At 63.6% G+C, this 11,285-nt stretch carries 11 protein-coding genes; 8 read left to right on the top strand and 3 right to left on the bottom strand.

Annotation, left to right across the window (positions count from 1 at the left end):
- The first annotated feature begins 12 nt into the window (after window positions 1–12).
- Window positions 13–1,008 carry an alpha/beta hydrolase family protein gene (locus M2396_RS18635; RefSeq protein ID WP_150571173.1) on the top strand — a complete coding sequence of 332 codons (996 nt, stop codon included), beginning with the start codon at window positions 13–15 and terminating at the stop codon, window positions 1,006–1,008.
- Between the two features lie 13 nt (window positions 1,009–1,021).
- Here the strand turns inward: M2396_RS18635 and M2396_RS18630 are convergent, their stop codons facing one another.
- The 3 genes from M2396_RS18630 to M2396_RS18620 are packed head-to-tail and all read right to left on the bottom strand — an operon-like array spanning window position 1,022 to window position 3,469.
- Window positions 1,022–1,786, bottom strand: a complete 765-nt coding sequence (locus M2396_RS18630) for a TerB family tellurite resistance protein (RefSeq protein ID WP_101322383.1) — start codon at window positions 1,784–1,786, stop codon at window positions 1,022–1,024.
- A gap of 1 nt (window position 1,787) precedes the next feature.
- The gene (murU, locus tag M2396_RS18625) at window positions 1,788–2,459 is read right to left on the bottom strand and encodes an N-acetylmuramate alpha-1-phosphate uridylyltransferase MurU (protein ID WP_103435190.1); all 672 of its coding nucleotides are present in this window, start codon (window positions 2,457–2,459) and stop codon (window positions 1,788–1,790) included.
- Window positions 2,456–3,469: an aminoglycoside phosphotransferase family protein gene (locus M2396_RS18620; RefSeq protein ID WP_259077199.1), complete on the bottom strand. Its 1,014-nt coding sequence runs from the start codon at window positions 3,467–3,469 to the stop codon at window positions 2,456–2,458. Before M2396_RS18620 ends, murU begins: the two co-directional genes overlap by 4 nt.
- Before the next feature lie 130 nt (window positions 3,470–3,599).
- On the opposite strand from M2396_RS18620, the gene M2396_RS18615 reads away from it, so the two are divergent.
- The 7 genes from M2396_RS18615 to glpE all read left to right on the top strand — a co-directional run bounded on the left by M2396_RS18615 (window position 3,600) and on the right by glpE (window position 11,246).
- Window positions 3,600–6,419, top strand: coding sequence for an LPS-assembly protein LptD (locus tag M2396_RS18615; protein WP_259077197.1), 2,820 nt, complete (start codon window positions 3,600–3,602; stop codon window positions 6,417–6,419).
- A complete protein-coding gene (gene surA, locus M2396_RS18610) occupies window positions 6,400–7,719 on the top strand; it encodes a peptidylprolyl isomerase SurA (protein ID WP_101322387.1) in 1,320 nt (439 codons plus the stop codon). The genes M2396_RS18615 and surA overlap by 20 nt, the downstream gene beginning before the upstream one ends.
- Window positions 7,716–8,705 carry a 4-hydroxythreonine-4-phosphate dehydrogenase PdxA gene (pdxA, locus tag M2396_RS18605; protein WP_101322388.1) on the top strand — a complete coding sequence of 330 codons (990 nt, stop codon included), beginning with the start codon at window positions 7,716–7,718 and terminating at the stop codon, window positions 8,703–8,705. The genes surA and pdxA overlap by 4 nt, the downstream gene beginning before the upstream one ends.
- Complete coding sequence (gene rsmA / locus M2396_RS18600) at window positions 8,702–9,505, top strand: 16S rRNA (adenine(1518)-N(6)/adenine(1519)-N(6))-dimethyltransferase RsmA (RefSeq protein WP_101322389.1); 804 nt, start codon at window positions 8,702–8,704, stop codon at window positions 9,503–9,505. Before pdxA ends, rsmA begins: the two co-directional genes overlap by 4 nt.
- Window positions 9,506–9,658: 153 nt before the next feature.
- Window positions 9,659–10,039: a Co2+/Mg2+ efflux protein ApaG gene (gene apaG, locus M2396_RS18595; RefSeq protein ID WP_101322390.1), complete on the top strand. Its 381-nt coding sequence runs from the start codon at window positions 9,659–9,661 to the stop codon at window positions 10,037–10,039.
- Window positions 10,039–10,920, top strand: a complete 882-nt coding sequence (locus tag M2396_RS18590) for a symmetrical bis(5'-nucleosyl)-tetraphosphatase (protein ID WP_150571169.1) — start codon at window positions 10,039–10,041, stop codon at window positions 10,918–10,920. The genes apaG and M2396_RS18590 overlap by 1 nt, the downstream gene beginning before the upstream one ends.
- On the top strand, window positions 10,917–11,246 hold the full coding sequence (gene glpE / locus M2396_RS18585) for a thiosulfate sulfurtransferase GlpE (RefSeq protein WP_101322392.1): 330 nt from the start codon (window positions 10,917–10,919) through the stop codon (window positions 11,244–11,246). The genes M2396_RS18590 and glpE overlap by 4 nt, the downstream gene beginning before the upstream one ends.
- Window positions 11,247–11,285: the final 39 nt, after the last annotated feature.

Genomic DNA, 11,285 nt, shown 5'->3' with positions numbered 1-11,285 from the left:
TTGGGTTGATTCATGTTGACACTTTATCGCACGCAGCTGGCAATGATCTGCCTCAGCTCACTCCTGCCGCTGGCAGCTCAGGCGGCCGCTGCCGAACCTGCCGCTCCGGCCGATGCAGCCGCCGCGCCGATTGTGCGCCCGGGGTTGCTCGAACGCAGCCAGGAAGACGCGCAAGCACTCGAACGACGCGTGCCCAAGGCCGAGCAGCAGATGCTGCAGGCCGGCAGCGACAGCTTTCTGGCCCTGTGGAAGCCGGCCAACGACAGTAACCCGCAAGGCGCGCTGATCATCCTCCCCGGCGCCGGCGAGAACGCCGACTGGCCCAATACGGTCGGCCCGCTACGCAGTAAATTCCCCGACGCCGGCTGGCACAGCCTGAGCATCAGCCTGCCTGACCTGCTTGCCGACAGTCCCCAGGCGCGGGTCGAGGCAACACCAGCGGCGCCCGCCGAGAAAGCCAACGGCGAGGTTGCCGCCGTGCAGGACACCCCGGTCGATGCCAACGCCAATGTCGCCCAGGCCACCGCAGCCGACCCCGACACCGCGCAGAGCACCGATGCGGTCGACGCCAGCGAACAGAACGATCAGGCCGACGCCGAGCGTATCTTCGCCCGCCTGGACGCTGCCGTGGCCTACGCCCAAAGCCAGAAAGCGCGCAGCATCGTCCTGCTCGGCAACGGCAGTGGCGCCTACTGGGCAGCGCGTTACCTCAGCGAAAAGCAGCCGCCGCAGGTGCAGAAACTGGTGATGGTGGCGGCGCAGACGCCGGCGCGGGTCGAGCATGATCTGCTCAGCCTGACGCCCACGCTGAAGGTGCCGGTTGCCGACCTGTATTTCGCCACCCGCAGCGCAGACCAGCGCGCCGCGCAGTTGCGCCTGCAGGCCAGCAAGCGTCAGCCAGGCAGCCAGTATCGGCAGCTGTCGCTGATCGCCATGCCCGGCAACAAGGCAGCAGAGCAGGAGCAACTGTTCCGCCGCGTGCGCGGCTGGCTCAGCCCGCAGGAATAAATCCTGGCCGTGGCTACAAACCGCGGCGCTTGCGCACCAGTGCGTAGGCCTGGTGCAGCTCGCGGGTGGTCTCGGTTGCCTGGCGCACCTGCGCCTCGCTGGCGCCGTTGCCAACCAGTTTGTCCGGGTGATGGCGGCTGAGCAGGCGCCGGTAGGCCTGCTTGACCTGATCGGCCTCGGTATCGGCGGCTACGCCGAGCAAACGCAGCGCGCCTGCGTAGGTCAGGGTGCTGCCCTCGACCCCGGTTTTACGCGGCTCGTACTCAAGCGAAAGCGCCTGCGCCTCGCGCCGGCTCAGGCCCAGCTGTTGCCCCCAGGCCAGCACCAGATCACGCTCATTGGCGCCGGCCCGGCCATCGGCCCAGACCATCCGCCAACACGCGCGCAAGGTGCCTTCGGCAGCGTGCGGCTGTTGCTTGATGCGTTGCAGGTGATGGCTGAAGCGGTCCTTGCCAGCCTTGCCGCGATTGAACGCGGCAATCGCCCGCAACCGCGCCGGCTCAGCCAGCGCCAAGCGGGCCATCTCCTGACGCGCCTGCTGAATATGCCCAGGCGCCACCCGGCCGTCGCTTTTGGCCAAACGCCCAAGCAAGACAAACAACAGCTCATCATCGCGCAACGGCGGGCGCCCGCTAAGGCGCTCGCGACAGTCCGCCCAACCCTGCAGACGCAAACGCCGGTCCATGGCCTGACCCAGCAAGGCTCCCAGCAGTGCACCAGGAATACTGGCCACTGCAAAGCCTGCTCCGGCACCAATCACTGTGCTCGGCCACCACATGTCAGGCGCGCTCGCCGATCAGGCGCTCGACTTCGGCGAGCCGCTCGAGCGTACCGACATCGACCCAATGGCCCTGATGGTGCTCGCCGCTGACCTGGCCCTGCGCCATCGCTGCACGCAGCAGCGGCGCAAGCTTGAACGCGCCCGCCTGGCAACCGGTGAACAACGCTGGGTCCAGTACCGACACCCCACTGAAAGTCAGCGTGCCTGGAGTATCGTCGCCATCGATCACCCGCTCACCTTGCAGGCGGAAATCGCCACGGCCGTGGTGCCCGGGGTTATCCACCAGCACCAGATGCGCCAATGCCTTGCTCGGCGCGCGCAAACGGCTGAAGTCGAAATCGGTCCAGACATCGCCGTTGACCAGAATGAACGGTGCATCACCGAGCAGCGGCAGCGCCTTGAAGATACCGCCACCGGTTTCCAATGGCTCGCCCTCGGCCGAGTAGCGAATGCTCAGGCCGAACTGGCTGCCATCGCCGAGGTGGTCTTCGATCTGCTGGCCGAGCCACGCATGATTGATCACCACCTCGGTCACACCGGCAGCCGCCAGCGCACGCAGGTGATACTCGATCAACGGCTGACCGGCGACCGGCACCAGCGGTTTCGGGGTGTGCAGGGTCAGCGGGCGCATGCGCTCGCCCTTGCCTGCGGCCAGAATCATCGCCTTCATCGGCCCGCCTGCAGTTGCGCAATCAAGCTACCCAGTTCTGCCAGCTCCGGTCGGCGCACGATCACTTCGTCTATATAAGCAAAGAAGCGTGGTACGTCGCTGAGGTAGCGCGGCTTGCCGTCGCGGTGGCAGATGCGCGCGAAAATACCGATGACCTTGAGGTGGCGCTGCACGCCCATCAGGTCACTGGCGCGGTGGAACGCCTCGAACTCAGCCTGCACCGGGATGCCGGCAACCCGCGCCTTCTCCCAGTAATCACCCAACCAGCCTTCAACCCGCGCTTGCGGCCAACTGAGGAAGGCGTCCTTGAACAGGCAGGTGATGTCATAGGTAACCGGGCCATAGACCGCATCCTGAAAATCCAGCACGCCCGGGTTGGGCGCACTGTGCATCAGGTTGCGCGGCATGTAGTCGCGGTGCACCAGCACTTTTGGCTGGGCCAGCGCGCTGTCGATCAACAGCTGGCTGACACGCTGCCAGCTGGCCTGCTGCTCGGCACTCAGGCTGACGCCCAGCTCGCGGCCCACATACCACTCAGGGAACAGCTCAAGCTCGCGGCGCAGCAAGGCGTCGTCGTAGCTCGGCAGCGCTGCGTCCAACGGCAGCCGCTGCAAGGCCAGCAGAGCGTCGATGGCGTCGGCGAACAGGCCGTCGGCGTTGTCCGGGTTAATGATGTCGAGGTATGTCTGGTGGCCCAGATCGCCCAGCAGCAGGAAGCCCCGCGCCAGGTCTTGCGCATGAATGGTCGGCACGTGCACGCCGGCACTGGCCAACAAATGATCGATGGCAACGAACGGCGCGCAATTTTCCTGCGGCGGCGGCGCATCCATGACCACGAAACTGCGCTCGCCGGCCTGCCAGCGGAAGTAGCGGCGGAAGCTCGCGTCACTGCTGGCGGCGGTCAGCGTGCCTGCTGGCACGTCGCCCCAGGCGTTGCGTTGAAACAGGTTGAGCAGTTGTTCCTGGAGCCAGGCCTGGAGCAGTTCTAGACGAAGATCGTGTTCGGGCATTACAAGGGTCTCCGACGGCCCTAGCCGTCAAGCGGGTCATGCTTTATTATCCAGCATCTTTTTCAGACCATCGAGAGGCGTGCGGCCCCACACGCGGGCAGATGGCACGCAGGAAGCCCGGACTAATAAGATGGCATTGAAATCCCCCACGTTTCGTAGAAAGTTTCCGTTGCTGGTAACAGGCAGTTTGCTGGTACTGCAACCACTGGCCACCTCGTACGTGGTGGCAGCCGAGCAGTTTGACTGCCAAGTGTCCGCCTCCGGTGGTTGGGACTGCAAGCCCAAGACGCCAGCCAACAGCCTGCCACCACGCCCTGTGCATGATGGCGCGGCGCTCAGTTCGACCGGCGAAGGTAAGGCTGAACAAGCCACCGTCGACGGCGAGCCCGCGCCAATGCTGGTTACCGAGAGCAAGGGCCGCGGCCTGAAAACGCGCAGCGAAGACTACAGTCACCTCGACTGGGTCCCGCGCGACAAGCTCACGGCTGCCCAACTGGCCGAGACCGGTCCGTACTGCGCCGGTGCCTACATCGAGCCGACCCGCCCTGGCATGGATGACACCACGCCCAAGGACGAGTCGCCGACCTACATCAACGCCAAGGTCTCCAAGTACCAGCAGGAGCAGCAGATCGCTACCCTCGCCGGTGACGTGGTCATGCGCCAGGGCAGCATGCAGGTCGAGGCTGATGAAGCCAACCTTTACCAGGCCGAAAACCGTGGCGAGCTCAAGGGCAACGTCAAGATCCGTGACAACGGGGCGCTGGTAGTCGGTGATGCCGGGCAGATCCAGCTCGACACCGGTGAAGCCCAGGTCGACAACGCCGAATACGTGATGCACAAATCGCGCATTCGCGGTAACGCCCTGTACGCCAAACGCGCCGAGAACGCCATCATTCGCCTCAAGGACGGTACCTATACCACCTGTGAGCCGAACAGCAACGCCTGGCAGCTGAAGGGCAACAACATTACCTTGAACCCGGCCACGGGCTTCGGTACTGCGACCAACGTCACCCTGCGGGTCAAGGATTTCCCGGTGTTCTACACACCGTACATCTATTTCCCGATCGATGACCGTCGCCAGTCCGGCTTCCTGCCGCCGTCGTTCAGCTCCAGCAGCGACACCGGCTTCATGCTGGTCACGCCGTACTACTTCAACCTGGCGCCGAACTACGATGCCACGTTGTACCCGCGCTACATGGCCAAACGCGGCATGATGGTCGAAGGCGAATTCCGCTACCTGACCAAGTCCAGCGAAGGTCAGTTCGGCGGCGCCTACCTGAACGACGAAAGCAACGATCGCGAGAAGCAGACCGACTACCAGAAAGATCGCTACATGATCAACTGGCAGCACCGCGGTGGCCTCGATGATCGCCTGATGGCGGAAGTCGACTACACCAAGATCAGCGATCCGTTTTACTACCAAGACTTGGAGTCGGAGCAGATCGGCGTCGAGTCCGGTGATGTGGTCAACCAGCAAGGTGCGCTCACCTACCGTGGTGACAGCTACGTTGCCCGCCTGAATGCGCAGGCGTACGAGATGGCGACAATTTCGCGCATCACTCCGTACGACAAGCTGCCGCAGCTGACCCTTAACGGCATGCTGCCTTACCACCCGGGCGGTCTCGACTTCACCTATCAGAGCGAAGCTGTACGCTTCGATCGTGATTTGAAGAACGACACTGTGCGCGACAAGGACGGTAATCTTGACACTTCAGCCGGTGGCACCCCGGGTCGACGCCTTGATGAAAACGTCTTCGGTCTGGCCCGCGCCAACGGCACTCGCCTCAACTTCGCGCCGGCGATCAGCCTGCCGTTGGAGGCCAGCTATGGCTACGTGAAGCCGAAGCTCAAATACGTCTACACCCGTTATGACCTGGACTTGGATGGCAAGGGCAAGACTGACCTGGCTAACGCCTCTGATGCAACGCGCAACCTGCGTGGCGAGTTCTCCAGCAGCCAGGACCGCAACGTGCCGGTCTTCAGTGTCGACAGCGGCCTGTACTTCGACCGCAACACCCAATGGTTCGGCAAAGACTATCGCCAGACCCTCGAGCCGCGTCTGTTCTATCTCTACGTTCCGTATGAAGACCAGAAAGACATCCCGATCTTCGACACCGGTGAGAGCTACTTCAACTACGCCTCGCTGTTCCGCGACAACCGCTTCGGCGGCTCGGACCGCATCGGCGACGAGAACAAGCTGTCGCTCGGTTTGACCAACCGCTGGATCGAAGAAAACGGCTTCGAGCGTCAACGCGTCAGCGTCGGCCAGGCCCTGTACTTCGCCGATCGCAAGGTGCAGATGCCAGGCATCGACTGGCGCACCCGTCAGGACTCGCAGTCGAACGTCTCGCCGTACGCATTCGAATACATGTTCGCCTTCAACCGCGACTGGCGCCTGAATGCCGACTACAACTGGGATCCGGACACCCGCAGCCCTCGTTCGGGTAGCGCGATGTTCCACTACCAGCCGGAAGATAATCCGAACAAGATCATCAACGCTGGCTACCGCTACCGCAACGACCTGGTCCGCTACGACTCGCTGACCGGCTTGTGGCAAGTGGGCGGCGGCGACTACGGCACCCCAGGCCAGCCGAACTACGTCAAGGACTACTACAAGATCAAGCAGCACGACTTCTCGGTGATCTGGCCGATCGTGCCGCAATGGAACGCGATTGCGCGCTGGCAGCATGACTACAACCAGAACCGCACCCTGGAAGCCATGGGCGGGTTCGAGTACGACAACTGCTGCTGGAAGCTGCGTCTGATCAACCGTTACTGGATCGACTACGACGACTTCAGCCAGGCAATTCCGCAGAACGAAAAAGGCGACCACGGCATCTTCCTGCAAATCGTCCTGAAAGGGCTCGGTGGCGTCGTGGGCAACAAGGTCGAATCTTTCCTCGACCAAGGCATTCAAGGTTATCGTACTCGTGAAGACCAAGCTTATTGATCGTCTGCGCCCGCTGATGCTGGGCGCCGCACTGCTGACCGGCGTGGCGCACGCTGCGCCACAACCGCTGGACAGCGTGGTGGCCATCGTCGACAACGACGTGGTCATGAAGAGCCAACTGGACCAACGTGTACGCGAGGTCGAGCAGACCATCGCCAAGCGTGGCGGCGGCATGCCGCCAAAAGGCGCGCTGGACCAGCAAGTACTGGAGCGCCTGATCGTCGAAAACCTGCAATTGCAGATTGGCGAACGCTCGGGCATCCGCATTACCGACGAAGAGCTGAACCAGGCCATCGGCACCATTGCCCAGCGCAATGGCATGTCGCTGGAGCAGTTCCAGGCAGCGCTGCGTCGTGACGGCCTGTCGTTCGACGATGCTCGCGAGCAGGTCAAGCGCGAGATGATCATCAGCCGCGTGCGCCAGCGCCGGGTTGCCGAGCGGATTCAGGTGTCCGAGCAGGAAGTGAAAAACTTCCTCGCCTCCGACCAGGGCAAGATGCAGCTGTCGGAAGAGTTCCACCTCTCCAACATCCTCATCCCGACCCCGGAAGGCGCCAACTCGGCAGCGATCCAGGCGGCCGCTCAGCAAGCCGGCCAGGTCTACCAGCAGCTCAAGCAAGGCGCCGATTTCGCGCAGATGGCCATCGCCCGTTCGGCCAGCGAAAACGCCCTCGAAGGCGGCGACATGGGCTGGCGTAAAGCCGGTCAACTGCCACCTGAGTTCGCCAAGATGCTCAGCGGCCTCAGCAACGGCGAGATCGCCCAGCCGATTCGCATCCCCAACGGCTTCCTCATCCTGAAAATGGAAGAGAAGCGCGGTGGCAGCGAAAACGTCCTGCGCGATGAAGTGCACGTGCGCCATATCCTGATCAAGCCAAGCGAGATCCGCAGCGACGCGGCCACCGAGCAACTGGCCGAGAAGCTCTACGAGCGGATCAAGAACGGTGAAGACTTCGCCACCCTGGCCAAGAGTTTCTCGGAAGACCCGGGCTCGGCGCTCAACGGCGGCGACCTCAATTGGGTCGACCCGAACAGCCTGGTACCTGAGTTCCGCGAAGAAATGGCCCGCGCCCAACAGGGTGAAGTGACCCGTCCGTTCCGTACCCAGTACGGCTGGCATGTGCTTGAAGTCATGGGCCGCCGCGCCACTGACAGCACCGACCAGGCCCGTGAACAGCAAGCCCTGAGCGTGCTGCGCAACCGTAAATACGACGAAGAGCTGCAAACCTGGCTGCGCCAGATCCGCGACGAAGCCTACGTTGAGATCAAGCTGCCTGGCGCCGACCAGGCCGCCCAGTGAAGCCCCTGCGCTTCGCCGTTACTCCCGGCGAGCCGGCCGGCATAGGTCCCGACCTGTGCCTGCTGCTCGCCAGCGAAGCCCAGCCCCACCCCCTGATTGCCATCACCAGCCGTGACCTGCTCGCCGAGCGGGCCACCCAGCTGGGGTTGGCTGTCGACCTGCTGGCAGTCGCGCCGGGTAACTGGCCCGAGCAACCAGCACCGGCCGGCAGCCTGTATGTCTGGGATACACCGCTGGCGACAGCGGCTGTGGCCGGCCAGCTCGATCAGGCCAACGCCGCATTCGTGCTGCAGACCCTGACCCGCGCGGGCAACGGCTGCCTCGATGGCAGCTTTGCCGGGATGATCACCGCGCCGGTGCACAAGGGCGTGATCAACGAGAGCGGTATCCCATTTTCCGGACATACCGAGTTTCTCGCCGAACTGACTCACACCGCACAAGTGGTGATGATGCTCGCCACCGGCGACCTGCGCGTTGCCCTGGTAACCACCCATCTGCCGCTGCGCGAGATTGCCGACGCAATCACCGCTGAACGCCTCGAGCGGGTTACGCGCATCCTGCATGCCGACCTGCGCGACAAGTTCGGCATCGCCAACCCGCGCATCCTGGTCTGCGGGCTCAACCCGCATGCCGGCGAAGGCGGCCACCTGGGCCGCGAAGAAATCGACATCATCGAGCCTGCACTGCAGCGCCTGCGCAACGAAGGCATGGACCTGCGCGGCCCGCTGCCGGCCGATACCCTGTTTACCCCAAAATATCTGCAGCACTGCGACGCGGTGCTGGCGATGTACCACGACCAAGGCCTGCCTGTACTCAAGTACAAGGGCTTTGGCGCAGCGGTCAACGTCACCCTGGGCTTGCCGATCATCCGCACCTCGGTCGATCACGGCACCGCCCTGGACCTCGCCGGCAGCGGCCAGGTCGACACCGGCAGCCTGCGCGTCGCGCTACACACCGCCTATCAGATGGCCGAGAACCGCACATGAACGAGCAATACCAACACCGCGCGCGTAAGCGCTTCGGCCAGAACTTCCTGCATGACGCCGGTGTTATCCACCGCATCCTGCGCGCCATCCACGCCAAGCCCGGCGAGCACCTGCTGGAAATCGGCCCAGGCCAGGGCGCCCTCACCGAAGGCCTGCTGAGCAGCGGCGCGCAACTGGACGTCGTCGAGCTGGACAAGGACCTGGTGCCGATCCTGCAACACAAGTTCGCCGGCAACGACAATTTCCGCCTGCATCAAGGCGATGCGCTGAAGTTCGACTTCAACCAGCTGGGTGTTCCTGCCGGCAGCCTGAAAGTAGTCGGCAACCTGCCGTACAACATTTCTACGCCGCTGATCTTCCACCTGCTCAGCCACGCCGGGCTGATCCGCGACATGCACTTCATGCTGCAAAAGGAAGTGGTCGAGCGCATGGCCGCAGGGCCTGGCGGCGGCGATTGGGGCCGGCTGTCGATCATGGTGCAGTACCACTGCCGGGTCGAACACCTGTTCAACGTCGGCCCTGGCGCGTTCAACCCGCCGCCGAAGGTCGACTCGGCGATCGTGCGCCTGGTCCCGCATGAAGTCCTGCCGCACCCGGCCAAGGATCACCTGCTGCTCGAGCGCGTCGTGCGCGAAGCCTTCAACCAGCGCCGCAAGACCCTGCGCAACACGCTCAAGGCTTTGCTCAGCAATGAACAGATCGAAGCCGCCGGCGTCGATGGCAGCCTGCGCCCCGAGCAGCTCGACCTGGCTGCGTTCGTGCGTCTGGCTGACAAGCTGGCCGAACAGAGCGCCGCGTAACAACGATACCGGCCTGGCCTGGGTGCAGCCATTTGCGCCCAGGCCGCTACCCCCCCCTGAAGCACCTCCGCTGCGACACGACTGGCCTCCCGCCCCGCCGATAGCCTAGACTGCATGCACTGCCGTAATCGCGTGTTTGCTCAAGGCCATTGCATGTCCGACCCTCGATACCTGATCGACGTTAGCGTCGTCACCCGCTACCTCAAAGAACAGTCCGACCCCGACAACGAGCGCTTTGCGTTCGCCTACACCATTACCGTGCAGAACAGTGGCACGGTCGCAGCCAAGCTGATGTCACGGCACTGGCTGATCACCAATGGCAATGGCGAAGTCGAAGAAGTGCGCGGGGCTGGTGTGGTGGGCCAGCAACCGCTGATCGCGCCTGGGCAGAGCCACACCTACAGCAGCGGAGCGGTGATCAGCACCCACGTCGGTGCCATGCAGGGCAGCTATCAGATGTTCGCCGAAGACGGTAAGCGCTTCGATGCCACCATTGCCCCCTTCCGCCTGGCTGTACCTGGGTCGCTGCACTGATGGCTGTGTACGCCGTCGGTGATCTGCAAGGCTGCCTGCAGCCGCTCAAGTGCCTGCTCGAGCGCGTGCGCTTCAATCCAGCTGTCGACCGCTTGTGGCTGGTCGGTGACCTGGTCAACCGCGGCCCCGAATCGCTGGAAACACTGCGTTACCTGTACGCCATGCGCGATTCGCTGGTGTGCGTGCTGGGCAACCACGACCTGCACCTGCTGGCGGCCTGGCACAATGTCGAGCGCCTGAAAAAAAGCGACACCCTGCGCGAGATTCTCGAGGCGCCAGATGCCGATCGGTTGCTCGACTGGCTACGCCGGCAAAAACTGCTGCATTACGACGAGCAGCGCGGCGTTGCCCTGGTGCATGCCGGTATCCCACCTCAATGGACCCTAGGCAAAGCCCTTGAACTGGCTGCCGAGGTAGAGCAGGTACTGCGCGACGACACCCGACTCAAACTCTATCTGGACGGCATGTACGGCAACGAGCCGAACAAGTGGAGCAAGGACCTCAGCGGGGTCGATCGCCTGCGTGTGATCACCAACTACTTCACCCGCATGCGCTTCTGCACCGCCGCAGGCAAACTAGACCTGAAAAGCAAAGAAGGCCTGGACACTGCACCCAAGGGCTACAAGCCCTGGTTCGCGCACAAAGACCGCCGCTCCCGGCATGTGCAGATCATCTTCGGCCACTGGGCCGCCCTCGAAGGGCAAGCCGACGCCCCTGGCGTAGTGGCGCTGGACACCGGCTGCGTGTGGGGCGGCGCGATGACCCTGTATAACGTCGACAGTGGCGAAATGCACCGCTGCGACTGCGCCGACGACGGGACCCCGCGCCCGCCGGTCAGTCAGCTAAACTCAACGATCAGCCCAGAAGGAACCTCGCCATGAGCGAATTCAAGCGCATCCCTCCCGAGCAGGCCCAGGCCCTGCGCGAGCAAGGTGCAGTCGTGGTCGACATCCGTGATCCGCAGGCCTACGCCGCTGGCCACATCGATGGCGCTCAGCACCTGGATAACCACTCGATCAGCGACTTCATCCGCGCCGCCGATCTGGACAAACCCACCGTCGTTGTCTGCTACCACGGCAACTCCAGCCAGAGCGCTGCCGCGTACCTGATTGGCCAGGGTTTCTCCGACGTCTACAGCCTCGATGGCGGCTTTGAACTGTGGCGCAATACCTACCCCGCCGAGACCGCTACCAGCTCTGCCGAATAAATTTTCACTTAGCCTGCAGCCCGCGCCCCGTGCGGGCTG

It is taken from the genome of Pseudomonas sp. BIGb0278 (genome assembly GCF_024809895.1).
GTDB lineage: Bacteria > Pseudomonadota > Gammaproteobacteria > Pseudomonadales > Pseudomonadaceae > Aquipseudomonas > Aquipseudomonas shirazensis.
The sequence above is the reverse complement of the archived record's forward strand: the minus strand, read 5'-3'. Positions and strand labels throughout refer to the sequence as shown.

Bases quoted from the DNA above. Each gene is read 5' to 3' on its own strand.
- M2396_RS18635 (WP_150571173.1), top strand. From the start codon at position 13: ATGTTGACACTTTATCGCACGCAGCTGGCAATGATCTGCCTCAGCTCA.
- M2396_RS18620 (WP_259077199.1), bottom strand. From the start codon at position 3,469: ATGCCCGAACACGATCTTCGTCTAGAACTGCTCCAGGCCTGGCTCCAG.
- glpE (WP_101322392.1), top strand. From the start codon at position 10,917: ATGAGCGAATTCAAGCGCATCCCTCCCGAGCAGGCCCAGGCCCTGCGC.
- M2396_RS18615 (WP_259077197.1), top strand. From the start codon at position 3,600: ATGGCATTGAAATCCCCCACGTTTCGTAGAAAGTTTCCGTTGCTGGTA.
- apaG (WP_101322390.1), top strand. From the start codon at position 9,659: ATGTCCGACCCTCGATACCTGATCGACGTTAGCGTCGTCACCCGCTAC.
- murU (WP_103435190.1), bottom strand. From the start codon at position 2,459: ATGAAGGCGATGATTCTGGCCGCAGGCAAGGGCGAGCGCATGCGCCCG.
- M2396_RS18630 (WP_101322383.1), bottom strand. From the start codon at position 1,786: ATGTGGTGGCCGAGCACAGTGATTGGTGCCGGAGCAGGCTTTGCAGTG.
- rsmA (WP_101322389.1), top strand. From the start codon at position 8,702: ATGAACGAGCAATACCAACACCGCGCGCGTAAGCGCTTCGGCCAGAAC.
- M2396_RS18590 (WP_150571169.1), top strand. From the start codon at position 10,039: ATGGCTGTGTACGCCGTCGGTGATCTGCAAGGCTGCCTGCAGCCGCTC.